This window comes from Mucilaginibacter sp. SG538B (genome assembly GCF_013376065.1).
Lineage (GTDB): Bacteria > Bacteroidota > Bacteroidia > Sphingobacteriales > Sphingobacteriaceae > Mucilaginibacter > Mucilaginibacter rubeus.
This window is the reverse complement of record NZ_JABMJI010000004.1, coordinates 180,367-206,679: the sequence shown is the minus strand read 5'-3', so window position 1 is coordinate 206,679 and position 26,313 is coordinate 180,367. Positions and strand designations below refer to the sequence as shown.

General features: G+C 43.7%; 25 protein-coding genes. 12 read left to right on the top strand and 13 right to left on the bottom strand.

Annotated elements, in window-relative coordinates:
- The first annotated feature begins 2 nt into the window (after positions 1-2).
- The 5 genes from FHW88_RS21775 (at position 3) to FHW88_RS21755 (ending at position 7,771) form a co-directional block, all read left to right on the top strand.
- Positions 3-1,340, top strand: a complete 1,338-nt coding sequence (locus tag FHW88_RS21775) for a DUF5690 family protein (RefSeq protein WP_176627905.1) — start codon at positions 3-5, stop codon at positions 1,338-1,340.
- Positions 1,341-1,393: 53 nt separating this feature from the next.
- Positions 1,394-2,530, top strand: coding sequence for a TIGR03364 family FAD-dependent oxidoreductase (locus tag FHW88_RS21770; protein WP_176627904.1), 1,137 nt, complete (start codon positions 1,394-1,396; stop codon positions 2,528-2,530).
- 159 nt (positions 2,531-2,689) lie between these two features.
- Positions 2,690-5,245 carry a phosphocholine-specific phospholipase C gene (locus FHW88_RS21765; RefSeq protein WP_176627903.1) on the top strand — a complete coding sequence of 852 codons (2,556 nt, stop codon included), beginning with the start codon at positions 2,690-2,692 and terminating at the stop codon, positions 5,243-5,245.
- A gap of 384 nt (positions 5,246-5,629) precedes the next feature.
- The gene (locus FHW88_RS21760; protein WP_176627902.1) at positions 5,630-6,583 is read left to right on the top strand and encodes a bifunctional helix-turn-helix transcriptional regulator/GNAT family N-acetyltransferase; all 954 of its coding nucleotides are present in this window, start codon (positions 5,630-5,632) and stop codon (positions 6,581-6,583) included.
- A gap of 132 nt (positions 6,584-6,715) precedes the next feature.
- Positions 6,716-7,771 (top strand): hypothetical protein, encoded by a 1,056-nt coding sequence (locus FHW88_RS21755; protein WP_176627901.1) that lies wholly within the window; start codon positions 6,716-6,718, stop codon positions 7,769-7,771.
- Positions 7,772-7,941: 170 nt separating this feature from the next.
- On the opposite strand, the gene msrA is transcribed toward FHW88_RS21755, so the two are convergent.
- Positions 7,942-8,610, bottom strand: a complete 669-nt coding sequence (msrA, locus tag FHW88_RS21750; RefSeq protein WP_090529400.1) for a peptide-methionine (S)-S-oxide reductase MsrA — start codon at positions 8,608-8,610, stop codon at positions 7,942-7,944.
- Positions 8,611-8,633: 23 nt separating this feature from the next.
- Positions 8,634-9,125 carry a peptide-methionine (R)-S-oxide reductase MsrB gene (gene msrB, locus FHW88_RS21745; protein ID WP_176627900.1) on the bottom strand — a complete coding sequence of 164 codons (492 nt, stop codon included), beginning with the start codon at positions 9,123-9,125 and terminating at the stop codon, positions 8,634-8,636.
- Between the two features lie 267 nt (positions 9,126-9,392).
- Here msrB and FHW88_RS21740 point away from each other — a divergent pair, with 267 nt between their 5' ends.
- Together FHW88_RS21740 and FHW88_RS21735 are read left to right on the top strand one after the other, a co-directional pair.
- Positions 9,393-9,989: a sigma-70 family RNA polymerase sigma factor gene (locus tag FHW88_RS21740; protein ID WP_176627899.1), complete on the top strand. Its 597-nt coding sequence runs from the start codon at positions 9,393-9,395 to the stop codon at positions 9,987-9,989.
- A 10-nt stretch (positions 9,990-9,999) separates the two neighbouring features.
- Complete coding sequence (locus FHW88_RS21735) at positions 10,000-10,272, top strand: hypothetical protein (RefSeq protein ID WP_176627898.1); 273 nt, start codon at positions 10,000-10,002, stop codon at positions 10,270-10,272.
- 89 nt (positions 10,273-10,361) lie between these two features.
- Here FHW88_RS21735 and FHW88_RS21730 read toward each other — a convergent pair whose 3' ends face one another.
- The gene (locus tag FHW88_RS21730) at positions 10,362-10,730 is read right to left on the bottom strand and encodes a winged helix-turn-helix transcriptional regulator (protein WP_176627897.1); all 369 of its coding nucleotides are present in this window, start codon (positions 10,728-10,730) and stop codon (positions 10,362-10,364) included.
- A 146-nt stretch (positions 10,731-10,876) separates the two neighbouring features.
- Here FHW88_RS21730 and FHW88_RS21725 point away from each other — a divergent pair, with 146 nt between their 5' ends.
- The 4 genes from FHW88_RS21725 (at position 10,877) to FHW88_RS21710 (ending at position 14,984) form a co-directional block, all read left to right on the top strand.
- A complete protein-coding gene (locus FHW88_RS21725) occupies positions 10,877-11,677 on the top strand; it encodes an SDR family oxidoreductase (RefSeq protein WP_176627896.1) in 801 nt (266 codons plus the stop codon).
- A 201-nt stretch (positions 11,678-11,878) separates the two neighbouring features.
- A complete protein-coding gene (locus FHW88_RS21720; RefSeq protein ID WP_176627895.1) occupies positions 11,879-12,595 on the top strand; it encodes a DUF4397 domain-containing protein in 717 nt (238 codons plus the stop codon).
- 143 nt (positions 12,596-12,738) lie between these two features.
- The gene (locus tag FHW88_RS21715) at positions 12,739-13,557 is read left to right on the top strand and encodes a cytidylyltransferase domain-containing protein (RefSeq protein ID WP_255485393.1); all 819 of its coding nucleotides are present in this window, start codon (positions 12,739-12,741) and stop codon (positions 13,555-13,557) included.
- Positions 13,558-13,901: 344 nt separating this feature from the next.
- Complete coding sequence (locus FHW88_RS21710) at positions 13,902-14,984, top strand: Ldh family oxidoreductase (RefSeq protein ID WP_176627894.1); 1,083 nt, start codon at positions 13,902-13,904, stop codon at positions 14,982-14,984.
- Positions 14,985-15,166: 182 nt separating this feature from the next.
- Here FHW88_RS21710 and lepB (FHW88_RS21705) read toward each other — a convergent pair whose 3' ends face one another.
- From lepB (FHW88_RS21705) to FHW88_RS21675, 7 genes are all read right to left on the bottom strand, one after another.
- A complete protein-coding gene (gene lepB, locus FHW88_RS21705; RefSeq protein ID WP_317171377.1) occupies positions 15,167-16,645 on the bottom strand; it encodes a signal peptidase I in 1,479 nt (492 codons plus the stop codon).
- Positions 16,646-16,667: 22 nt separating this feature from the next.
- On the bottom strand, positions 16,668-17,807 hold the full coding sequence (gene lepB / locus FHW88_RS21700; RefSeq protein ID WP_176627893.1) for a signal peptidase I: 1,140 nt from the start codon (positions 17,805-17,807) through the stop codon (positions 16,668-16,670).
- 199 nt (positions 17,808-18,006) lie between these two features.
- Positions 18,007-19,461, bottom strand: a complete 1,455-nt coding sequence (gene lepB, locus FHW88_RS21695) for a signal peptidase I (protein ID WP_176627892.1) — start codon at positions 19,459-19,461, stop codon at positions 18,007-18,009.
- A gap of 16 nt (positions 19,462-19,477) precedes the next feature.
- The gene (gene dapB, locus FHW88_RS21690; RefSeq protein ID WP_176627891.1) at positions 19,478-20,227 is read right to left on the bottom strand and encodes a 4-hydroxy-tetrahydrodipicolinate reductase; all 750 of its coding nucleotides are present in this window, start codon (positions 20,225-20,227) and stop codon (positions 19,478-19,480) included.
- Positions 20,228-20,250: 23 nt separating this feature from the next.
- Positions 20,251-20,928: a DUF5683 domain-containing protein gene (locus FHW88_RS21685; protein WP_176627890.1), complete on the bottom strand. Its 678-nt coding sequence runs from the start codon at positions 20,926-20,928 to the stop codon at positions 20,251-20,253.
- A gap of 15 nt (positions 20,929-20,943) precedes the next feature.
- Positions 20,944-21,855 carry a ParB/RepB/Spo0J family partition protein gene (locus FHW88_RS21680; protein WP_090529441.1) on the bottom strand — a complete coding sequence of 304 codons (912 nt, stop codon included), beginning with the start codon at positions 21,853-21,855 and terminating at the stop codon, positions 20,944-20,946.
- 3 nt (positions 21,856-21,858) lie between these two features.
- Positions 21,859-22,662: a ParA family protein gene (locus FHW88_RS21675; protein WP_090529444.1), complete on the bottom strand. Its 804-nt coding sequence runs from the start codon at positions 22,660-22,662 to the stop codon at positions 21,859-21,861.
- Between the two features lie 299 nt (positions 22,663-22,961).
- Here FHW88_RS21675 and FHW88_RS21670 point away from each other — a divergent pair, with 299 nt between their 5' ends.
- Positions 22,962-23,483, top strand: a complete 522-nt coding sequence (locus tag FHW88_RS21670) for an NADPH-dependent FMN reductase (RefSeq protein ID WP_176627889.1) — start codon at positions 22,962-22,964, stop codon at positions 23,481-23,483.
- Positions 23,484-23,627: 144 nt separating this feature from the next.
- Here FHW88_RS21670 and FHW88_RS21665 read toward each other — a convergent pair whose 3' ends face one another.
- The 3 genes from FHW88_RS21665 to FHW88_RS21655 all read right to left on the bottom strand — a co-directional run bounded on the left by FHW88_RS21665 (position 23,628) and on the right by FHW88_RS21655 (position 26,311).
- Positions 23,628-24,554 (bottom strand): hypothetical protein, encoded by a 927-nt coding sequence (locus FHW88_RS21665; protein WP_176627888.1) that lies wholly within the window; start codon positions 24,552-24,554, stop codon positions 23,628-23,630.
- A 109-nt stretch (positions 24,555-24,663) separates the two neighbouring features.
- Positions 24,664-25,854 carry a M20 family metallopeptidase gene (locus FHW88_RS21660; RefSeq protein WP_090529452.1) on the bottom strand — a complete coding sequence of 397 codons (1,191 nt, stop codon included), beginning with the start codon at positions 25,852-25,854 and terminating at the stop codon, positions 24,664-24,666.
- Positions 25,847-26,311, bottom strand: coding sequence for an SPOR domain-containing protein (locus tag FHW88_RS21655; RefSeq protein ID WP_176627887.1), 465 nt, complete (start codon positions 26,309-26,311; stop codon positions 25,847-25,849). Before FHW88_RS21655 ends, FHW88_RS21660 begins: the two co-directional genes overlap by 8 nt.
- Between the last annotated feature and the right edge of the window lie 2 nt (positions 26,312-26,313).

The window sequence follows — 26,313 nt, the reverse complement described above, 5'->3', positions numbered from 1 at the left end:
ATATGATGCTGATTGAAAGTTTACGTGCAAGAGTAGCCCGATGGCCTTATGCGCTGATATCAGTTTTAGCAGCGGTTTCAGCCTTCGGAACGTATACATCCATGTATGCCTTTCGTAAGGCATTTGCAGCGGCAACTTTCACAGGTCATGAGTATTTTCATGTTGATTATAAAGTTTGGCTGGTTATAGCTCAGGTTATAGGCTATATGAGCAGCAAATTTTACGGCATAAAATTTATAGCCGAAGTTAACAGCAAAACCCGCGCCCGTTATATTTTAACCCTTATCGGGATTGCCTGGGCGGCGCTGCTGGCCTTTGCTTTTGTACCGGCCCCATGGAATATCGTGTTTCTTTTTATCAACGGTTTCCCGCTTGGCCTTATCTGGGGACTGGTTTTTGGTTATTTGGAAGGCCGCCGCTCAACAGAGTTCATGGCCTCGGTATTATCCATCAGTCTCATTTTTGCGTCGGGTTTTGTAAAAACAACCGGACGAACTTTAATAACCGGTTTCCATGTAAACGAATACTATATGCCATTTTTAACAGGGGCGGTATTTGTGTTGCCGCTTTTATTTTTTGTAGGTTGTATGGAGCTTATCCCTGCCCCTACCGCCGAAGATAAACGTCTGCGTTCGGAACGTACACCGATGAATGCAGCAGAGCGTAAACAATTCGTCATCCGTTTCTTGCCGGGTATTATCCTCACGCTCATTGTTTATGTATTACTCACCATTATGCGCGATGTGCGCGACAATTTTGAAGTAGAGATCTGGGCCAGCCTGGGCATTAAGGATAACAGCATCTTTACTACTACCGATATTAAAATTTCGCTGGTGGTTTTAGTCGCCATGAGTTTACTGATCCTTGTACGAAAAAACCTTCGTGCTTTTAGTATCATCCATTTAATGATCATTGCCGGTTGCGCGCTGGTAGGTATATCAACCATCCTGTTTACCCTTAAAATGGTAAGCCCAACCTTATGGATGACCTTGGTAGGCCTTGGCTTATACATGGGCTACGTTCCCTACAATGCTATATTTTTTGAGCGGATGATAGCATCGTTCCACTATAAAAGCAACGTGGGCTTTATCATGTACATGGCCGATTCGATGGGCTACCTTGGCAGTGTTAGTGTTTTGCTGGTAAAAGAACTTGGTCGCCCCTCAATAAGCTGGGGTGCCTTTTTCCGGGAAGGCGCAATGACGGTAGCCATTGTTGGTGGAATTTGCGGTATTTTATCGCTCATTTACTTTTTGCAAAGCGCTGCCCGTGATAAAAAAAAGATAATTGCAGATGAAACTGATGAGCAACAAACGCTAACTTTCAATCCAGCCAATTAAATCAATTGAGGTTTGAACAATTCAAACCAGTGAACTAATGAACTATTGAACTAATGAACAACAATAAAAGTGCAATAATCATAGGCGCGGGCATTGTAGGCTTGGCTACGGCCCGCGCTTTGGCCATTCGCGGCTATAAGGTAACGGTATTTGAGCGCAATGAACGCGCGGTGGGCGCTTCCATCCGTAACTTTGGTATGGTATGGCCGATAGGCCAGGCTACAGGGCCAATGTTTGAGCGCGCCATGCTATCAAAAAGCATCTGGAAAACGGTTTGCACCGAGGCCAAGATCTGGCATAATGAGGTTGGATCATTACACCTTGCTTACCATGATGATGAGCTGCAGGTGATTGAAGAATATGTAGATGTAAACAAGCAATACCGCGATTGCGCTGTGCTAACTCCTGGTGAAGCTGTTTCAAAATCACCTGCCATTAATACTGATGGCTTAAAAGGCGCCCTGTGGAGCGGTGAGGAAATGATTGTTGAATCGCGGGTAGCAATCGGGCAGGTAGCAGCATATCTTGCCGAAAAATTTGGCGTGGAGTTTCACTGGAATACAGCTATCAGCCGTATCCAACATCCCAAAGTTAGTTCGGGCGTCCAAAGTTGGGAAGCCGACGAGATCTATGTTTGCAGCGGCGCCGATTTTGAAACTTTATATCCTGAACTATTCGCGCAAACACAGATCACCAAATGCAAACTCCAAATGATGCGCCTGGTTACCCAACCCGATGAATGGCGCATCGGCCCATCGCTATGTGGTGGCTTGTCTATGATCCATTACCCGGGTTTCCAGGCCGCAGCTTCATTGCCTGCTTTGCGTAAACGCTATGAAGAACAGTATGCCACACACCTTAAATGGGGCATCCACGTAATGGTATCCCAAAATGGCAGCGGCGAGCTTACTATCGGCGATTCGCACGAATATGGTTTGGTTCATGATCCCTTCGATAAAGAATTTATTAATAATTTGATAATTGAGTACTTACATACATTTGCCAATTTTAAAGATTGGAAAATGCTGCAGTCATGGCACGGCATCTACCCTAAAATGACCAACGGCGCGTACGAACTTATAATCGACATTGAGCCTGGGGTAACCCTTATCAATGGCCTCGGCGGTAACGGCATGACCCTGTCATTTGGCCTATGCGAGCAGGAGATTGCCAGGCGGAAGGATAATTAGTTTATAGTTGATGGTTCATGGATCATAGATTTTGAAAACTTTGCTATATATTGAAAGCTCAAAAATATTCTCTGATCCGTCGAACTAATACCGGAGGCCAAAAAACTAAAAAACACCATGATCTATCATCTATAGGCCATGAACTAAATAAAAATACACATGTCTGATTCAAGAAGAGATTTTCTTAAAAAAGCAGCCTTATTAACCAGTGCAGCGGGCCTCGCCAGCATTTTACCCGAATCTATTCAAAAAGCAATGGCCATTAACCCGGCACCGGGCAGCACCTACCTGGATGCTGAGCACATCGTGATCCTGATGCAGGAAAACCGCTCGTTCGATCATACTTACGGGATGCTTAAAGGGGTACGCGGTTACAACGACCCGCGCGCTATCGATCTGCCCAACAAAAACAAGGTTTGGCTGCAATCAAATAAAAAAGGCGAAACCTATGCTCCATTCCACCTTGATATCAAAAATACCAAAGCAACCTGGATGAGCTCATTGCCGCATTCATGGAGCAACCAGGTTAATGCACGTAACGATGGCAAGTTTGATCAATGGCTTAACGTTAAACGCAACGGCATTAAGGAATATTCTAACATGCCTTTAACCATGGGTTTCCACAACCGCGAGGATATCCCGTTTTACTATGCACTTGCCGATGCCTTTACCGTTTGCGATCAAAACTTTTGCTCATCCCTGACAGGTACAAACCCAAACCGGTTGTATTTCTGGAGTGGTACTATCCGTGCCGAACAGCATGAAAACTCCCTTGCACACGTTTGGAACGATGATATGGATTATGGTACCCTGAACTGGGCTACCTTCCCCGAGCGATTGGAAGATCATAATATATCATGGAAACATTACCAAAATGAAATTGCCATTGATACCGGCTTACAGGGTGAAGAAGATCCATGGTTATCAAACTTCCAGGATAATCCACTGGAGTTTTTTGGTCAGTACAATATTAAACTGTACGATAAACATATCGCCCACCTGCAAAAAAGATCAACAGTTTTGCCTGATGAGATAACTGCCCTTGAAAAACAAATTGCTGCTTTGCCTGCCGGCGATGCACATATAGATCATTTACAAAAGCAGCTTAAACAAAAACAACGCGACCTGGACAACATCAAAAAGGATATGGCAAACCTTGATCCGGGGAAATTTGCAAGCCTGTCGCAGCGCGAAAAAAACCTTCACCAGAAAGGTTTCGTAACCAATACCAATGATCCGCACTATCGTACTTTAAGTCCGCTGAAATATAATGACGAAGGCACCGAACGCGAAGTTTTAGTACCTAAAGGAGATGTATTACACCAGTTCCGTGCCGATGTAAAAGGAGGTCAATTACCTACCGTAAGCTGGCTATCGGCGCCCGAGCATTTTTCTGACCATCCAAGCTCGGCCTGGTACGGTGCATGGTACGTATCTGAAGTACTGGACATCCTTACCCAAAATCCCGAAGTTTGGAAAAAGACTGTTTTCATTTTAGCTTATGATGAAAATGATGGCTACTTTGACCACATCCCTCCTTTCACCGCGCCTAATCCGCATAAACCGGGGACCGGCAAGGTATCAGCAGGTATCGACCCAAGCGTTGAATTCGTTACTTTAGAACAGGAAAAAGCGCGCAATAACTTCCCGGAAGTATTTGATCGTGAAAGCCCGATCGGTTTAGGCTTCCGTGTGCCGTTGGTAATTGCTTCACCATGGAGCCGCGGCGGCTGGGTAAATTCAGAAGTGTTTGACCATACTTCAACCCTGCAATTTTTAGAGAACTTTTTAAGCCACAAAACCGGTAAAAAAGTAACCGAGCCTAATATCAGCCAATGGCGCCGTACAGTTTGCGGTGATCTTTCGAGCGTTTTCCGCCCATATAACGGCGAGAAGATCGAGAACCCTGAGTTTGTTGCAAGGGAAACATTTTTGGAGAGCATTCACAAAGCCCAGTTTAAGAAACTGCCATCAGATTATAAGTTGCTTACCGCCGATGAAATTGCGCAGATCAATAAAGATCCGCATTCATCCCCATATATGCCCCAACAGGAAAAAGGCATCAAGCCATCATCAGCCCTGCCTTACCAGCTTTATGCCGATGGTAAATTAAGCGCTGATAAAAAATCATTCGAGATCAAATTTACTGCGAGTAACAAAGCATTTGGCTCTAAAGCATTAGGTTCGCCATTTAACGTATATGCTCCCGGCAAATATGCTACGATGAATGATCCGCAGAAAATGGAAGACCTGCGTACCTGGGCCTATACCGTTAAAGCCGGCGATACCCTGGCAGATGTATGGCCGCTGCATGAATTTGAAAACAGCGAATATCATTTGCGTACCTATGGCCCTAACGGCTTTTTCCGCGAGTACCAGGGTAATACTGCCGATCCGCTGGTTGATGTTGTTTGCGAATACGAACAGGTTGCCGGTAAGTTAACAGGTAACATCTCCCTGAAAATAACAAATCATACAAGTAAGGCCCAAACTATTACGGTAACAGATCATGGCTACAAAACTCCCGATCATAAAGTTGCTGTAAAGGCAGGCTCAGGCGCAACCATTACATTAAACTTAAGCAAAAGCCATAACTGGTATGATTTCAGTACAAAAGTTGACGGCTTTGATAAATTCGGTAAACGCTTTGCAGGCCGGGTTGAAACAGGTAAATCAAGCTTCAGCGATCCGTTAATGGGAAAAGCATTAGCATAATATTTAAACTTACTAAAAAGTGAAAAAGCCAGACTGCTCAGTCTGGCTTTTTGCATTTTAAGCCTTCCATTTCTTTTTGGATCTTGAAAGCTGTTAAAAATAAAAAAATGTAGAGGCGCATAATTGTGTCTCCCCGGAGGACAAGTCGATTTAAAAGTGCTCCAATCGCCGTAAATTGCAAGCGGGAGACGCAATTATGCGGCTCTACATTCGAAAAAAATTTAAACAATCTTTCAGAAACGGTTCAGATAAAACTTCTTTTAATCGCCAGTAGCTCCGGTTTTATGAATTGCCGATGACATTGATTTTGTAACCCATTATTGCACTTTTTAAAACAACATTATACATTTGCGTAATCAGTTACATAATTAGTTACTTATTAATATGGAGTTTTTTAATAAAGTGGGTAAGATGGCCATAGGTAGCAGGTTGAGGATGCTTACCGAAACTATCAGCGAAGACGCGGCACGCATTTACAAGTTATATGATATCGACTTTCAGCCTAAATGGTTCCCGGTTTTTTATGTATTGCAGGATGGTGCCGAATTTACCATTACAGCTATTGCCAGAGAGATCGGCCACTCGCATCCTTCTGTAAGTAAGATCATTGCCGAAATGGTGAAGAACGGTTTTGTTATTGAGAAAAAGGATAAGGCTGATGGCAGGCGCAACATGGTTAGCCTGTCGGCTAAAGGACTTGAGGTTGGAAAAAAAATCCAGGACCAGTATGCAGATGTGACTAATGCCGTTGAAGAACTTTTAGCCCAGGCGAATCATGACCTATGGAAAGCCATTGAAGAATGGGAATACCTGCTGGAACAAAAATCATTGCTGCGCAGGGTACAGGCACATCAAAAAATAAGGGAGAGCAACAAAGTACACATCGTGCCTTATGAACCCAAATATGCCGGGGCTTTTAAAGCATTGAATGAAGAATGGATCTCCAAATACTTTGTGATGGAAGAGGCCGATTATAAGGCCCTTGATAACGCCGACAGTTACATTATTAACAACGGCGGCCATATCCTGGTCGCGCTTTATAATAACGAACCCGTTGGCGTATGTGCTTTACTGAAAATGGACGATCCTGATTATGACTATGAGCTTGCTAAAATGGCCGTTTCGCCAAAGGCGCAGGGAAAAAATATAGGCTTTTTGCTCGGACAGGCTATTATTGAAAAGGCCAAAGCGCTTGGCAGCCATAAACTTTACCTGGAGAGTAACACTATTTTAAAGCCGGCCATCAGCCTGTATCATAAATTGGGCTTTGTTAAGGTAGCAGGCAGGCCTTCACCATACGAACGGGCCAATATTCAGATGGAACTTGCGTTGAAATGAAAAGCCAGTTAGCGGGTTTATTACTTCCCTCAATAGATATATTAACTATTGTATAACAATTGTGAATAAATTCAACAAACAGTTTATAGTATTTTTTGTTTCTTGCAATTGAAACTTAAACACTATATCTATATGAAACATAAAAAACTCCTGCTCCCTACCCCAATACACCTATTATCTTTGAAAAACTTCAAAAAACATCTTATCATTTGTCTGGGTATCTGCCTATTTTGCAGCACTACTGTACAAGCCCAGTTTGGCGGTTTTGGGAAAGCCATATTGGGTAAAGGAGCCGATATGGTATCGGGCGGTAGCCTTAATAAATTGCTGAAACAGCCGCAGGCCATTACCACCAGTTTTAATGACGTTAACAAGACAGGCTCCAAACCACCATCGTTTATGGAAGGGCAGGTAGCCGAGCCTTTATACCTTTTGCCAAAAGCCCCCGGGGGCGGCTTTAAGCTTTGCGCCGGTTTTTATGAAATGACCAGCAAAAGCTATTGTCTGCATGCGGGTACCCGTGGCCCCAGTACAGGCGACGGGTATATGCTTGCCCCGGTGCTGGGGCCAAAGCGCGATGTGGTGATACTGATATTAAAACATGCTGAAACTCATCCCGAGGTTGACCAGCATAGCATCCAGATATTATTATGGTCGATTATTGCACGCACCAGGTTTGTTGATATGGGATCCGATATTAAGCTTACCGCGACCAGGCTGCTATCAGCTAATGAACTGTTAATGCTGGAAGGCGGTGCGCTGGGTGTATTGCCCGCCAGTGTAATGGATAAAGCCAAAAGCCAATTTCCGCCTGCGGTTCAAAGTGTTTTTGAGGCCGAAAACAATATCCGCCGATTAGCTGCCTCTGGTAATTCATCTTACGAAGAGATGGAAAAGTATGCCATGTTAGCCGGTTTGGCTCCGGCGCCTGATCCGGCGGTACCGTCAGGCATATGGTCATTGCACCCTGATGGATATTACATCCGGTTTTATCCGCATAGCTATTCAAAAACCACTGTACAGATCTACGTGCCGAAAGAACTCCTCAGCACAAAACCCGGTTTGGTTTACGACGGGCCTAATGGCATTGCCTGTCCGGCCAATGTGGGTTCGCAGCGCCTGGCTCAAACCAATGAACCGCTAAATCCTGATTATAATCAAAAATTAAAAACGATCTGTAATCAATAGATAGGGAAAGGTTAAAGGGAAAAGGCGAAAGGTTTTGTTACTTTTCGCCTTTTTTTGCTGGAGACCAATGCTTTATTCTTAAACAACCGGCGGATGAAAAGACTTCCCTGATGGTTACCCGCAATAACGTGGTGTAGAGACAACAGAACAGTCAAATACAACATTCACACTTAATTGAGATCTTTATGCTGAAACTCGGGTTTCAACAAGCTATTCATGGCCTTACGCAACTTCATTACCTTAGGTACTGAAACATGGCTGATATACGGGCTATTCATATGCAACCGGTAATATCCCTGGTGATAGTTTTCGGCAGGATATAATACTTTAAACGGAACAACCTGTGTAACGATAGGACTGCTGTAATGATGTGTAGCGTTAACTTTAGCTATTACACTTTCTAAAGTTTTCTTTTCTTCCGGTGTACGGTAAAAAGCTACTGAGCGGTAGTCGTCGCCCACATCCGGGCCCTGCCTGTCTACAGTGGTAGGATCGTGTGCATAAAAAAAAGCTTCGGCTAAAGCAGCATAGCTTATTTCAGCAGGGTTGTAGTATACCTGTACTGATTCGGCATGACCGGTATTTTTACCGCAAACATCCTCGTACGATGGATTTTTAGTTGTGCCGCCGGCATACCCGGCTACTACTTTATTAACACCCTTCAATTCATACAAACCTTCCGAAAGGCTCCAGAAACAACCACCGGCAAAAGTGGCAACCTTTTCGCCCGCCTTTGGGGCAGGCAGGCTTGCAAAACCGTTTCCGCCGGTCTGCGCATCGGCACAGCCAAACAATATCAGCAGGCCAAGCAGGCATACATTTAACTTTTTTGTTAACATGATATTTTTAATTTAATAGTTTATTATTTAGCCGGAACAAACTTGAAAGCGTATGAATCCATGCAATAGCGCTTGCCCGTAGGTGCAGGCCCATCATTAAAAACATGGCCGAGGTGCAAACCGGTCCTGGCTTCAACTACCTCTTCGCGCACCATCCCATATGATGTATCCTTAACAATTTTGATCGCATTTGGATCTATAGGTTTAAAGAAACTCGGCCAGCCTGTACCCGATTCAAACTTGGCATCCGAACTAAATAACGGTTTGCCGGTAGCCGCGCTCACATATGTTCCTTTTTCATGATTGTTCCAATAAGGATTGTGAAAGGGCTGTTCCGTCCCCCTATTTACCAATATCTCATACGCCTCGGGCGTTAATACCTGTTTCCAATAGCTGGCCGGCTTAGCCTGCGGATATGTTTTAGTGTCAACAGTTTTATCGGCATGCGTGCTTTGACTGCACGCGTTAAGGGCCAATAATATAAATGGTATTACAAACAGATTTATCTTTTTCATGCCCTTTAGTCGTAGAAAAACAGAAAACCTTACAGGGGAACTAACGCATTTCTGTCATTTTATTGTCTGAAATTGATCGGGTCTGCGTTGATCTGGAATTAAAGAATTACTTGAATTCTGACCATGTTATGCTGTTTCCGTTTCAGAAAAAAATAAAAAATCCTGTAAGGTTACCTTCTTCTTGCCGACTAACGCTCAAATTAAAAACAACAGGAAGATAGCATGAACGATAAACTTTTACTCAAACCATTACCGCCACATTGATTTATGCAAAGCCAAAACAGCAACTACACCAGTCTTGATGACATTACCGATCCGCGTGCCTGGGTAACGCGCCATGCCGACTATCTTTACAAGTATGCACTTACCCGCATTAACGACGAAGAATTAGCCCGCGATCTTGTACAGGAAACTTTTTTGGCCGCTCTCGAGCGCTTGCAAAAATTTGAGGGCAAAAGCACCGAACGTACATGGCTTACCGCCATACTAAAAAACAAGACTATTGATATTTACCGCAAAAAAGCATCCGCTTTTGTTAAGGAACCTGCAGTAACATTTGCCGAATATGAAACAGACGATTTTTTTGAACCTGATGCCCATAACTGGAAAACCGATCACAGGCCAGCGGAGCTTGGTATTGAACAACCCGATCACCTCGAAAGCAAAGAATTTGAGTTGATACTGCAAAGACGCATGAGAAAATTGCCCTCATTATGGCTCTCGGTTTTTACGATGAAACACCTCGATGATGAGCCCGCCGATACCATCTGCAACCACCTTAGAATATCACCTTCCCACTTTTGGGTAATTATTCACCGCACCAAATTAAACCTGAGAGAGTGCCTTCAAAAAAATTGGATTTAAACTATAGAATATGGACGAATTAACCAAAATAGCCTACAATTGCAAAAAGGCTACTTACCTGATCGAGAAGCAGCATATAGGAGAGATCACCCTGCGCGAAAAACTGGAATTAAAGATCCACCTGGCAGGGTGCCGCGTTTGCAGGATATTTCAGCAACAAAGTACCGCCATTAATCGGATGATCAAAAACATGGTCCATCAGTCTGTTGCCCGAAACATCAAGCTTGATGACAAATTTAAAGATGAATTGCAACACATGATCGATGAACAACTGGAAAAATAAAACCTATAGATAAAAACTATACTTTAAAACCGGCGATATAGCAAAATCTCAAAAGCAGGCATGAACGATAAGAGTCCGCTTCTCACCTGCTATGCCTCAGGCAATATCAATCGCTTTTTGATCACCCGCCTCAGGTGTTCGCTGTGAGTATCGCCCCACTGGCCGAGCTCATTAATGATGGGCATTATTGATTTCCCTAAATCTGTTAAATAATATTCTACTTTAGGCGGCTGCTGATTATATACTGTTTTGGCCACCAGTTCGTCATCCTCTAATTGATTTAGCTGGATATTCAACACCCGGCGGGATGCTTCCGGGATATTTTTTTGTAATTGCCCCGGCCTGCTGATTCCCTGCGATATGTAATGCAACAAATGGATCTTCCATTTGCCAAATACCACCTCACGTATCAGCTCAAGCCCGCATTCTTCCTGTATAGGTAATTTCCTTTCATACATAACAATTCCGTTTTGGTATTATTTAAACTGCCAATTTCGGCGGCTACAGGGATAAATTTGTCCGTATTGAATCATTTTTCCGTACTTGACCCGGCTATGATACATCCTGAACTTTGTGCGGTCAAATAAACAAAAAAGAGAGTAAAATGATTGCAAAGGTAAATTTCAATATCGATCCAAATGAATTTAATGGTAAAAAGATCCTGGTTACAGCCGGAACAAAAGGTGCAGGCAAAGCCATTTTTGAGCGCTTGCTTAAAGGTGGCGCCAATATCGTAACCACAGCCCGTACCCAGCCAACAGATATTGACCCTAAACAGTTTATCCAGGCCGATCTCAGCACCAAAGCGGGTACTGATATAGTGATTAAAGAAACCCTTGAACGCTTGGGAGGTATAGACATCCTGATCAACAACCTTGGAGGTTCTGAATCGCCGGCAGGCGGAGTTATGGTGCTAAGTGATGAAGACTGGGAAGCAGCCCTGCAAACCAATTTATTAGCGGCTGTTAGGTTAGACAGAGGATTGCTGCCAACCATGCTTAATCAAAAACAAGGGGTGATAGTGCACATTTCGTCCATACAACGTAAAATGCCGCTTTTCGAGGCAACATTACCATACGCAGCAGCAAAAGCAGCCCTGAGTAATTATAGCAAAGGCATTTCAAAGGAGCTTGCACCAAGAGGTGTGCGGGTTAATTCGGTAGCGCCAGGTTTTATCAATACCGGCGGGGCACAGGGTATGATTGACAACCTGGCCTCACAAAACGGCGGTGACAAAGAAGCAGCACTAAAAACCATTATGGATTCGTTAGGGGGCATCCCCATGGGCCGCCCGGCAGAGCCTGAAGAAGTTGCCGAACTGGTAGCCTTCCTGGTATCAGACCGTGCTGCTTATTTAAACGGAAGCGAATTTACTATAGATGGAGGCACTATCCCTGTTGTATAATCCATTAACTTATTTACAATAGCGGATAATTTTTATCCGCTATTTTTTTACAATTGAAACCCCTATCCCTTGCATACTAAAACCTAAGCTCAAACGTATTTATGCTAATCACACCGGGGTTAAAATTTTTAATCCAAAGTAGCGTAATGCCTGCTGGTTACGTAAAGTTAAAATATCAGTTTACTACCAATATTTTATTTTATGAAAACAGTTCAGCAAAAATTAACAAGGCGGGCAGGCATTATCGGGATGGTGTGTTTGCTGGCAACAACACTCAGCTCGTGTTTAAAAGATCACAACAACTACGTTCAGCCTCCGGTGGCACTTGTTTCAGTCATCAATGCCTCACCCGATTCTGATCCGGTTGATTTTTATCTTGAGCCCAACAGGGCCAATAATTTCCCAATTCGTTACGGTCATGGTATAGATTATATTAATGCCTACCCAGGTAAAAGAACAGCAACCTTTTATGTTTCGGGCACAAAGCAAAAAGTTGCAGACGATACCATCACCCTCGTAGCTAAAAAACTTTACTCGGTATACCTTGCCAACACAGCAGGTAAACGCGATGTAATTTTTGTTGCCGATTCTATCATTCAGCCGGCTGCCGGGATGGCCAGTATCCGTTTGGCAAATCTCAGCGCCGATGCCGGTACGGTTGACCTGGTTACTTCAAAAGATTCGGTTCTGGCATCAAACAAAGCATACAAGCAGGTATCTGATTTTGTGACTATTAAAGGCAATGTTACCTACACGCTTAACATTCGTCAAAAAGGCACTACTACGGTATTAGCCAGCCTTACTAACGTTAACCTTCGGGCGGGTTCTGTATATACCGTGTGGCTGCAGGGTATTAAAGCAGCAACCGACGATAAAAAACTAAGTGCAGATATTCAAACCAACGTTTACTATTATTAAATAACCTATACCTGTGTTGTAAGGCCCGGCCATTGTGCCGGGTTTTATTTTTTGTAGATCAACCTGCAGGTTAACAATTTCATAATATAAACTTCGCCATATTTAAACCTTACCATTATACATTTAACCCGGTTAATGTTTTTTTGATAAACCTCAAATTTCCGGAAAAGATGGATGAGCGTGTAGTGATCATTGTGCCGGCCCGCATGGCATCAAGTCGTTTATATGGCAAAGTAATGCTGCCTATATTGGGTAAAAGTTTATTGGCCCGCATGGTTGAGCGGTTGGATATGATCCAGCACCAGGCCAGCATTGTCATTGCCACCTCGGAAGCTATTGAAGATGATGTTATAGCACAAGAGGCCGAAACCCTTAACATTCCCTGCTATCGCGGCAGCCTTGGCAACTTGTTGGACAGGCATTACCAGGCGGCCAAATTTTTCAATGCCGATGTAGTAGTAAAAATCCCTTCCGACTGCCCGCTGATCGATCCGCGGATCATTGATAAAGTGCTTGAATATTTTTTCAGCAACAGGCAAAAGTTTGATTATGTGAGCAATCTGTACCCGGCCACCTATCCCGACGGTAACGATGTAGAAGTAATAACCATGGCCTGCCTCAAACAAGCCTGGGAAAATGCCGGTCGCCCTCATGATCTGGAGCATACCTCGCCATACATCTATGAAAACCCACTTATCTTTAACATCGGCAACGTAACCTGGGAAACCGGCCTGGATTATTCCATGTCACATCGTTTTGCGCTTGACCACCCCGAGGATTTTTATTTCATCGAGCGCGTATTTAAAGAGCTGTACCCGGTTTGCAACCGTTTTTCATGCCAGGATATCCTTAATCTGCTGAACCTAAAACCCGAGATCTACGAAATAAACGCCCGATATAACAGCACCAACTGGTACAACAAACACCTGAGCGAAGTAAAGCCCGAGTTTGCGATGGCTTGAGGGTAGAGTTAGAGGTTGGTGATTGAAGATTAGAAGAAGTTCGTTTCATATCTTTCTTTTGGCGCAAGTGTTGCGTGGCTGCCTATGGGATATGGCTCACTTGTGCCTAACTCAAAAGGTTTTTTTTACTAATTATGGCGTTACCTTCGGCCCGGGCTATCCGCTCATACTACACAGGGCCTTAGCCACTTGGCCGGTATCCGCTTCTATCCCTAACGCAAATTTAACATCAGATATTACCATTAGGAAACCGATATCAGGCGAGCCTCAAATCAAGTGTATAAAGGTACCTTATCAGCGAGATCAACGTAATCATTTTAAAAATCAACGGTTATCTTTGCCGTATGCTGATATCGCCATCCACTCTACGCACATTTACCGAAAACATATTCAAAGCTATTGGCTGCAGCCATGAACATGCGGTTTTAGCAGCCGACGTGTTGCTTAAATCCGATCTCCGTGGTATCGACTCGCATGGCGTGGCCCGCCTGAGCGGCTATGTACGCCTGTGGGAGAAGAAACGCATTAATCCCACGCCTAACATCCGGGTAGTGTATGAAACGCCAACAACAGCCACTGTAGATGGCGATGCAGGCCTTGGTTTAGTAGTAGCTCCGTTTGCCATGGAGGTGGCCATTAAAAAAGCTGAGCTATACGGATCGGGTTGGGTATCAGTACGTAACTCCAACCATTTTGGTATTGCTGGTTATCATGCGTTAATGGCTGTGGAGAAAAATATGATCGGCTTTGCCATGACCAATGCCAGTCCACTGGTTGCTCCTACCTTTTCTAATGAACGGCTTTTAGGTACCAACCCAATGTGTTATGCTTTTCCGGCAGGAAAATATCCCCCGGTAATTGTTGATATGGCAACTTCAGCAGCTGCCAACGGTAAACTGGAAATAGCCCAGCGCTTAGGCAAGCAGGTTCCCGAAGGCTGGATCCAGGATAAAGAAGGCAGCTATACTACCGATCCGCATGCGCTAAAGACCGGCGGTTCCCTCCTGCCTCTCGGCAGCGACCGCGACCATGGCAGTCATAAAGGTTTTGGTTTAAGTGCGACAGTTGATATATTATCCGCGGTACTATCGGGAGCCAATTACGGTCCATGGGTACCGCCGTTCGTGGCCTTTCTTGATCCGCCGAATGACCCGGTGGGCGCAGGTATAGGTCACTTTTTAGGTGCTATGCGCGTGGATGGCTTCCGTCCTGTTGATGAGTTTAAAGATCATTTAGATAACTGGGTGGAGCGGTTTAAATCTTCAAGCACAGTTGATCCGTCACAAAAGGTCATTATCCCTGGTGAGCCGGAACTTGAAGCAGAAGCCGACAGGATGGCAAACGGCATTCCTTTGGTTGATGCGGTTTTAGAAGATTTGAATAAACTGGCGGAGAGGTTCAATATTAGCCCGCTGCTGCGGGTTTAGCGCAGCGTAACCCGTGGTAACCACAAAGTCAGCTTTCAGCTTACGGAGCTTCAGCCGAAAGCTGAAACCATACTAAACCACGGGCTGAAAGCCCGCGGCAGTGATTTTATTAAAGTGAAAAGCCTGTTTTGCTCCTCAAAACAGGCTTTTCACTTTAATTCCCCCTTCAGGGGGTTAGGGGGCTAATAGATCAGATTAAACAGCCTGCTCCAGCGGATCTTGTGGATAAACGATGCATTGTCGTCAACACTCATCCAAATGAACAGTGCTTTACCCACAATATGATCTTCAGGAACAAAGCCCCAGAAACGTGAATCTTCCGAGTTATGACGGTTATCGCCCATCATAAAATAGTAGTTGAGTTTAAAGGTATAGCTATCAGCTTTTTTTCCATTGATGAGAATGTCTTTACCGTTCACTTCAACCTTGTTGCCTTCATATACGGCAATCGCACGACCGTAGATCGGGAAGGTTAAACTATCCAGCTTTACTGTCCAGCCCTTTTTAGGTACAATGACAGGGCCGAAATTGTCTACATTCCACTTATAGTCGGGAGTGTTAGCTCCTATTTTGTAGTTGGAGAAAATGGCAGGATAAACCGGGTTCATCGGATCGGACGCCCCCGGCGGAGTTAACCGCGGAGTAACTGACCTGATGTTTGAATATCCCCTCAGTGCCTTTGCCGATTCCTCGGTAGTATTGGTAATAAACTCAGTATTATTTACCGATGAAATATCCGACAAATGCAAATCTGTTGCTATCTGCGGGTTAAGCTCATTCCCATCTGTTTTAACATCATAAGTAATCTCGCCTTTTGGTGGGGTAACAGCAGCTTTCCCATTTATAAATACCTGGGCCTTAACTACGCTCAGCGTATCGCCCGGGGTACCCTGACAGCGTTTGATATAGTTTTCGCGTTTATCAACCGGCCTGAAATAAGGCGAGTCGGCATCCATAGGATAATTGAACACTACCACATCACCTTTTTTAACATCGCTTAAACCCGGCAGGCGGTAGTATGGTAATTCCAAACCGTCCCAATAGGCTTTGGTATTGATAAGCGGCATGGTATGATGTGCGAAAGGAAATGCAACTGGCGTCATGGGTAAACGCGCTCCATAGTTCACTTTGCTTACAAACAGGTAATCGCCAATAAGCAATGAACTTTCCATGGAAGCACTGGGGATCACATAAGCCTCGATAAATAGCGTACGGATGAGTGTAGCAGCAATTACCGCAAAAATGATGGCATCAGCCCACTCACGTGCCTGGGTTTTCTTAAGTGCCCGCTTGTACTTCTCCCTGAATTCCGGGCTTGCAGATTGGCCCAAATATTTGGTATCCTTATCAAAACCCCATTTTGGGAAATAGATGAACTGCAGCACAATGCCGGCGCAATGCTCTGCAAACGTGAACTTACCGTATGATTTAATAAAATCGATAGTTATACCCAAGGCAACAAGAAAGCCCAAACCGGGTATCAGCAATAATATAAACCACCAGCCCGGCCTGCCGCTCAGTTTGATCATGATGTATAAATTGTACAAGGGCACTATAGCTTCCCAACCCGGCCGGCCGGCTTTTTCGAATAATTTCCATAAGCCTATATAAGGCAATATGATTAAAACAATAAATGTTATTACAAATCCTAAAACGTTCACTTTGGTATTTTTATATTTTCAATTAATGTATGCCCCTGAACAACCGGTTCCACCTTATTTTATTAAAGAAGCTGGCTGTACTGTCAATACTCATCCAGGTAAATAAAGCTTTGCCTACTACGTGATCTTCCGGAACAAAACCCCAAAAGCGCGAATCTTCCGAATTATGACGATTATCACCCATCATAAAATAGTAGTTAAGCTTAAAGGTATAAGTATCGGCTTTTTTTCCGTTAATCATGATATCCTTACCCACAACATTTACTTTATTATTTTCATAAATCTCGATAGCGCGGCCATAAACCGGGAAAGTCAGGCTATCCAATTTAACTGTCCAGCCTTTTTTAGGGATAATGATTGGGCCGTAGTTGTCAACATTCCATTTAAAGTCAGGAAAATTAGGTGTGATCTTATAACGCGGGTACTTGGCAGGATAAACCGGGTTCAGCGGATCGCTGGTGCCTCTTAGTGTTACCGCCGGCACAATTGATTTTACATTTGAATAAGTTTTCAAAGTAGCTGCCGATTCCTTAGACATCATCATTTCATAACGGTTGCCGGTATTGCCCCTGATATCTATCTTAAGCTCGTTCAAAATAGCCGGGTTAAATTCCTGCCCATTGGTTTCAACAAAATAACCTTCCTTTCCCCTTTCCGGATTTGGAGCGGCTTTACCGTTAATATAAACCTGCGCGTTAACTACGCTTAAGGTATCCCCGGGAGTACCCTGGCAGCGTTTGATAATGTTTTCGCGCTTATCCACCGGCCTGAAATAAGGAGAATCGGCCTCTATCGGCGCGTTAAAAACCACGATATCCTGCTTCTTTATATCACTTAGTCCTGGCAGGCGGTAATAAGGCAATTTTATTCCCCCCCAATAGGCCTGAGTGCCCCAGGGAGTGGTGTGGTGCATAAAAGGAAACGAAACAGGCGTTATTGGCATCCTTGCGCCATAGTTAACCTTGCTCACAAACAGGTAATCACCAATTAAAAGTGAGTTTTCCATCGAACCGCTGGGGATAACGTAGGCTTCGATAAACAGCGTACGGATAAGGGTGGCGGCTATTACTGCAAATATGATAGCGTCGCCCCATTCACGAAGCGCACTTTTTTTCATTTTTACTTTAGTTGAATCTTTCTTTTTCCAGAATTTCCAGTTCATATGATGTATCGAATGTGCAAATTTCAGATGTGCAAATGTGCAGATTTTTTAATGTTTATATTTTATGTATAAGATATATGTTACACGTTATATGTTACGCTCCCTCATATTAATTATAGATTCCTATTATTAGGGCACAAATTGATAATTATTTAATCTCTCACCTGCACATCCGGAATTTGCACATCTGCATATTTCTCTAATTAATCCTTCTAAATACCCTGTCCCATCTTATTTTACAAAATGAAGGCGAATTGGCATCCCAGCTCATCCATACCAATACGGCTTTACCTACAATATGGTCTTCGGGCACAAAGCCCCAAAAACGCGAATCTTCAGAGTTATGCCGGTTATCGCCCATCATCCAATAGTAATCCATTTTAAAGGTATAACTATCGGCTTTGCTCCCATTAATAAGAACTCCGTTCCCTTTAACCTGCACTTTATTATTTTCATACACCTCAATGGCCCGGCGATAAAAAGGCATGGTCATGCTATCCAGCTTTACCGTCCAGCCTCTTCGCGGAATAATAATTGGCCCCAGGTTATCCTCATTCCATCTAAAGCGCGGATCATGCGGAAAAACCTCATGATCATACACCCCTCTTAACTTAATATCGGGCTTCACCGCCTTGATATAGGGATACTTTTTTAGCTTTTCGGCCGATTGTGCAGTCATATTCGCTGTAAAATCAACCGAGGTAAACTGTTGAATATCCGACAGATGAAGGTTGTATCGCGTATGGGGACCAAACCCGCCTCCCGAGCCATTTGTACGTACCCGGTATTCCATTTCTCCGTTGGGTGGGGCGGCTATCAAACGGTTATTTACGTATACCTGGCCGTACTCAAGCCTTATGGTATCGCCGGGTGTGCCCTGGCACCGTTTGATATAATTTTCCTGCTTATCTACAGGGCGGTAAAACGGCGAATCGGCATCCATTGGATAGTTAAATACTACTGCATCACCCTTTTTCACTTCGCTGAAACCCGGCAGCCGATAGTAGGGCAGCTTAATACCATCCCAATAGGCTTTAGTACCGGTGAGCGGCATAGTGTGGTGTGCAAATGGAAATGCTATGGGGGTTATAGGCAGGCGTGCACCGTAATTGATCTTGCTCACAAATAAAAAATCGCCTACCATTAGTGAGCTCTCCATAGATGACGAAGGGATGGTGAAAGCCTCGAGGAAAAGCCCGCGAATAACCGTTGCCGCTATTATAGCGAAAAGGATAGCTTCCGTCCATTCCCGCACAGGTGATTTATCAAGGTCACGGTATTTTTCCCTGAAATCGTCACTTGCCGACGGGCCAACGTAACGGGTGTTTTTATCAAAGCCCCACTTGGGGATAAAAATAAAAGGCAACAGCACCGACATGGTGATTTGCCCTATGCCCACCTTGCCAAACGATTTAATAAAATCAATGAGGATACCGATACTTATAATAAAGTTTATGCCCGGTATTAAAAGCAGTAAAAGCAGCCACAACGGTCGCTGGCTTAACTTGAGCATAATATAAAGATGGTAAACCGGGATCAGCGCTTCCCACCCCCGGCGACCAGCTTTTTCAAAAAGTTTCCAGTATCCGGCCAGTATTAAAATCAATAGCGGGCCTGTAATGATATAAAACCCTATATAGCCCGCTATTGCCATTTATATTAAAAAGCTATTAGCTGTTAAAATCAAACATGGCTTCCACAGAGTAAAAACCCTTTTTATCGTGCAGCCACTCGGCAGCCAGTACAGCTCCCAAAGCAAACCCATTGCGGTTATGGGCGGTATGCTTAAATTCGATGCTATCCACTTCCGAATCATAAATAACAGTGTGTGTGCCCGGTACACTGTCAATCCTTAATGATTCTATAAGCAATTGATTAGGAGCAACATTCGCATCATCATCGCTGTCGTCGGTAGTTAATACATTAATCCACTCATTTTTGGTATCGGTGTTGTTAATGATGCCTTCGGCGATGGTTATTGCCGTACCGCTTGGCGAATCCATTTTTTGGGTATGGTGGATCTCTTCAACCTGTACTTCGTAATAAGGGTACTTGTTCATGACTTTAGCCAACAGCTTATTCACGTAAAAAAACACGTTAACGCCAACGCTAAAGTTTGAAGCCCATAATAGCGCCTTATTCCCCTCAATACATTGCTGTTTTACTTCCGGTAATTTCTCGTACCAGCCTGTAGTACCAATAACAACAGGCACATTGGCATTAAAGCAATGCTCGATATTTGATAATACGGATGCCGGGGTAGTAAATTCAATTACCACATCTGCTTTTTGCAGGTTTTCGGTTGTAAGGTCATGAAGGGTTTCATGATCAATGGTAAGTACAATTTCATGCTTGCGGCTAAGGGCTATCTTTTCGATGATTTTGCCCATTTTTCCGTAGCCAAGTAACGCTATCTTCATTTCAGGTATAGTGGTTTTCCTTATTAAAACGTAAAGGTAACTTTTATACCCGGAATATAAGCATTATTAGCGCCCTGCGCATAAACCGGCTGATTAATTATACCCGGAGCTACTTTGAACGACAAATTATTATCCACCGTGTATGAGTGGATGAACTTGGCATCGATATAAGCATCAATAGCCTGGATACCCCATACAGCTAAAAAGCCCAGTATGCTCAAATCACGGTTACGCCTTGAATTTTCACGGGCATCGCTCAGGTTGGCATCGGGCACATCTTTATAAAGGTTATATTCTGTATAATAAGGGTCGCCGGGATTAGGAGGAGTACCCTGGCGGTATCTTGATAATGTTAAATATTCCTTGTAATAATGCTGGTTATATATAATGGCCGAGGTTAGCAAACCTAAACCTCCGTAAATTAACGGCACTTTCCACCATCTGTGGTTGTACACCTGTCCCCAGCCCGGTATCATCAAAGAATGTATTACCGCTTTATGCGGAATATGGGTACTATCGGGATGATAGATCTTTTCTTTGGCGGGATCAATTTTTGGGGCAAATGAGCCCGACGGGGTTTTAACAGGATGCTTTACTTTCAGCGTATCACTTTTTTTACTCCCCGTACTATCAACTACCTGAGCCTGTGCAGCAGAAATAAAAAAAGCGGATACAACTAAAAAAAACAGGAATTTATACATTTCTTAAATTAACAATTACCAATCAAGCATTTCAAGGATGCGGCCAAGGTCATCTTCCGAAAGGAAAGGGATCTCGATAACACCGCTTCCACGGCTGCCAACTTTTAGCTTTACCCTTGTACTAAATTTTGAAGCCAGGTCATCCTGGATCTTTTGCAACTGATATGATACCGGCTCGGGCTGTTTGCCTTCCTTTTTTACCGGCGACTTTTGCATCTCTCTTACCAGTTCTTCAACCTTACGAACGGATAAACCTTCCTTTATAATATGCTGATGTATAAATAATTGTTTGGCAGGATCGGTTAGCGTTAAAATAGCTTTGGCATGCCCCATTGAAAGCTCGCCATCACGAATAGAAGCCTGGATAACCGGCGGCAACCTTAACAGGCGAAGGTAGTTGGTTACTGTTGAGCGGTTTTTGCTCACCCTGTCGCCCAGTTCTTCCTGCTTCAGGTTACATTCCTCAATCATGCGCTGAAAACTCAGGGCAACCTCAATAGCATTCAGGTTTTCGCGCTGAATGTTTTCAATAAGTGCCATTTCCAGCATTTGCTGATCATTGGCAGTACGCACATAAGCCGGGATCTGGGTTAGGCCAGCCAGCTTTGACGCCCGAAAACGACGCTCGCCTGATATCAGCTGATATTTATGTGCCCCTATTTTCCTGAGCGTTATCGGCTGAATTAAACCCTGCAGTTTGATCGACTCTGAAAGCTCGGCCAGTGCCTGCTCATCAAAATCGGTACGTGGCTGAAACGGGTTAACCTCAATTTCGGCCAGTTTTATTTCATTAACCGAGCCAAGGTCATTTACCTCGGCCGGGCTTGCTGTTTCCCTGTTTCTGTTTTGGTATGGTTGTACGTTAGGCGTGTCGTTTAATAGCGCACTCAGTCCCTTGCCCAGGGCATTTCTCTTTTCACCACTCATTTACTATACTGTTGCTGTAGCTGTTGCCTGTTCACCCTTAACCAACCCGTTTTTTTCCAGAATTTCGCGGGCAAGGTTTAAATAATTTATTGCACCCTTACAGGTAGCATCATGCATAATTACCGATACGCCAAAGCTCGGGGCCTCGCTTAAACGGGTATTACGCTGTATAATGGTATCAAAAACCATATCTTCAAAATGGGTCCTAACTTCATCAACCACCTGATTGCTCAAACGCAAACGCACATCGTACATGGTTAACAAAATACCTTCAATCTCCAGTTGCGGGTTAAGGCGCGATTGAACTATTTTAATGGTATTTAACAATTTGCCCAAACCTTCCAACGCGAAATACTCGCACTGTACCGGTACAATTACCGAATCGGCAGCGGTTAAAGCGTTAATGGTGATCAAACCTAATGACGGCGAACAATCGATAATAATAAAATCATATTCATCCCTCACTTTTTCAAATACCTGTTTCATTTTAAACTCACGGCCGGTTAAATTGATCATTTCAATTTCGGCACCTACCAGGTCAATATGTGCGGGTAATAAATCAAGATTTGGAGTTTCAGTTTTCTGAATGGCCTCATGAGGGTCAACCTCATTGATGATACATTCATAGATACTGTTTTTTATATTGCGGGGATCGAAACCAATGCCCGAAGTTGAATTAGCCTGCGGGTCGGCGTCAACCAACAAGGTTTTATAATCTAATACAGCTAAACTTGCAGCCAGATTTATAGATGATGTAGTTTTCCCTACGCCGCCTTTCTGGTTGGCTAAAGCAATAATTTTACTCATTCTATAGTTTAAAAAAATTTATAGTTCTGTGATTTATAACAACGTTAAATAGAAACAGAAATTTCTACTTTCGTAAAGTTTTTATCCGGTGATAAAGATACGGAATTAAATAATGTAGAATTCCACAGCTTTTGCCTATTTACAAACAATATTGATCAAATTAGTGAATTATCAGTGCGGCAATTAATAAATATTATTACTTAATCATATTTATTACTAAAGCATTCATTAACAAAACATTACAAATTATCCAGCAACGATATTACTAATCAGATCAGTCAGCAATTTACTAATAATAAATGATAACCATAATATCGTCAACCAACAGACCGGGAAGCTCAACGCTCAAACTTGCTAAGGTTTATCAGCAAAAACTGCAGGAAAAGGGTGTTGAAGCGGGCATCTTATCACTTGCTCAGCTGCCCCCAAACGTTATTGAAACCGACCTCTACAACAAACGCAGCGCGGCATTTGAGCCTATCCAACAAATAGTTGCCAATACGGATAAATTCATATTCCTTATCCCCGAATATAACGGCAGCTTCCCGGGTGTACTTAAGGTTTTCATTGATGCCTGTAGTTTCCCCGAAAGTTTTTATGATAAAAAAGCGGCGTTAGTAGGCTTATCATCGGGCAAATATGGTAATATCCGCGGGGTTGACCATTTTACCGGCGTTTGCCATTACCTGCACCTCAACATTATGGCGCTTAAATTACATATAGCGGCCATACACAAAGAGTTTGATGAAGAAGGGCACCTATTTAAGCCCGATACCATAAAATTTGTCAATGAGCAGATTGAAAAGATCATTAAGTTTTAACCTGTTTGATTTCACCGATTGATGGCTTAGTTTAGTCCAAGATCCAGGGTGGCAGTCAGAGATCAGTTTTTTATCCTATAAACTACATGATTTACCTCTTGCTATGCCCTGCTCCCGCCGGGTGTTGGGCTAAAATAAAAATGCTTACTCCTTCTTATATTCCTTATGTACAATCAAGAAACTTGCACGCTCTTCCTTATGAAAAGGAATATTCCAATTACCCTGGTAGGTAATTTTTGTAGGTAGCGGTTCGCCCTGGAAATTATTAAGCTCGATGTCCATCTGCACATTAAAATCAAAGAACATGTTGCTGAATTTCATATCGATATAGCGGCCAAGGATCTGAAAGGTACGCTCATCAAAAATGGTGGTCATTTCCTTGATCATGGTATCGCTGTCGGATGTGCTCGGCTTGCACCTCACCTTAAAGCGGTAAACAGGAATGGTGTCGAGGTATTTACCACGCGCAAATTCGTAATAATAATACTGGCGCATATCATTAGAGAAAATTTCCGTTTTGCTGCTGATGAAAGGGATCCCGCTTACTTTACGGCCCGGCGTAAAGATCAGCGTTTTGAGTTTGCTTTTGTATGATTCATTTTTACCTCCCGATCCCGGCAGGGCATCACCTTTAGTAAAATCAGAGTTATAGGCGTTCATGAAAATAAAATCGAACATCTCAACCGTATACAACTGGTACTTGCCGTTCTTTTTGTAAACATCACCACTGTCCTTTTTAGCAACGTATTCTATTTTATGTTTACCGGCTGCGTTGCTGTGGAGTATTTTACGGTAGATGCGCCCGTTTACCCGGTTCTTGCTGTCGTAAGTAAAAATTCGGTTTTCGGCAGTGAAGCCAAAGCCTTTCATATTCTGGAAGGCTTTATAAAAGCCTGTATCGGCCAATACGGCATCTATGAAATCCTGCACATTGAGTTTATGTGAGCGGATATCAACCAATGAATCGATAACAATAGTACGGATAGTATCAGGGTTAAAGCGATTGATTTGCTGAGCTTTGGTGAAAAGGCTTGCGCCTGTAAGGATAAGGATCAGGAGTAGTTTTTTCATTGATTGCTTTTTACAGCATGTCATTGCGAGCGTAGCGCGGCAATCGCATGCAATACAGAGCGGATCTGCAAAGTTCGCGATTGCTTCGTACCTCGCAATGACATGGTTTTTAGTTGCCGAGTTGTTTAACCGCCAAATAAGCCATCAAACCGGTACTTATTTTAAATGCATCTTCTTCCACATCAAAAGTAGGTGTGTGCACAGATGAAGTTATTCCCCGGGCTTCGTTACGGGTACCGAGGCGATAAAAACAGCTGCTGGCAGCCTGCGAGTAATAAGCAAAATCTTCGGCAGCCATCCAGATGTCCAGGTCGAGCACGTTTTCTTTCCCCAGGTAAGCTTCGGCATGGCCGCGGGTGGCATGGGTTAATTTTTCTTCGTTGATCAGGAACGGATAACCACGCATGATATTGAAATCGCAGCTTCCGCCCATGCTTTCGGCAATGCCTTCAGCCATTTTTTTCATGCGTTTGTGAGCTTCCTCGCGCCATTTCTCATCCATGGTGCGGAAAGTACCTTCAAGGTAAACCTCGTTCGGGATCACGTTGGTAGCCCCATTGGCTATTACCTTACCAAATGATAATACCGATGGGCTTTTAGGATCGGCAAAACGGCTCACCACCTGCTGTAGCGCGGTTAATATATGTGCGGTGATGATAACCGGATCGATATTTTGCTGCGGCTGGGCACCGTGGCCGCCTTTACCTTTAACAGTAACATAAAGTTCATCAGTTGAGGCCATATATTTACCTGCACGAAAACCCACCTTTCCGGCATCAATCAAAGGCATAACATGCTGACCCAATACGGCAGCCGGTTTTGGGTTTTCCAAAACGCCCTCTTTAATCATGAGGCTTGCACCGCCGGGCAGTTTTTCTTCGGCCGGTTGAAAGATCAGTTTAACGGTGCCTGCAAACTGACTTTTCAATTCGGTTAATATTTTAGCTGTACCTAATAATGATGACGTGTGCGCATCATGGCCGCAGGCATGCATCACGCCCGGGTTTTGCGATTTATACGGAACATCATTGGCTTCCAATATCGGAAGCGCATCCATATCGGCACGCAATGCAACCACATTGCCGGCGTCAGACGGTTTTTCGCCTTTAATAAGGGCTACCAAACCTGTATCAGCCATTTTATGGTATTCCAGGCCAAGCTCTTCAAGCTTGTTGGCTACAAACACCGAGGTTTGCAGTTCATGAAACGAAAGCTCCGGGTTAGCATGCAGGTGGCGGCGATTGGCCACTACCTCATTGAATATTTTTGCGGATAATTCCTGTATTTGCTCTTTAATCATTATTAGGATCCGTTTTAGGAAGATTTATTTTTTCGGAAATGATGAATATGCTCGAAAACGACGAGCGCAGTTCCTGTACCAGTTTTTCAGCTTCGAGCCGTGTACGAAAATCGCCTGCTTTCACTTTAAAGTTGGGCTCGCGATAGCTGATGTAAGTACGCAGTTCGGGATATTGCTGTTGCAACCGATTTTGCGCGTTATAGGCATCCTTTCGGTTTGAGCCGCTGAAGAATTGTACGCGGTAGCCGTAGGATGAATAACCGGCAGCATCGGTACCTGCTGTACTGTTCAGCGTAAATCTTTTAGCTATCAGACTGTCAACCAGCGGGTCTTTGATCACTTCAACCTTGCCGCGGGTTTGTGCAAAGCCTTGGGTTGATGCAAGCAGTAATAAAACAAAAAAGCAGTATCTGATAACGGCTGATTTAGCTTGATGATCAAATACTGCTTTTTTCATAT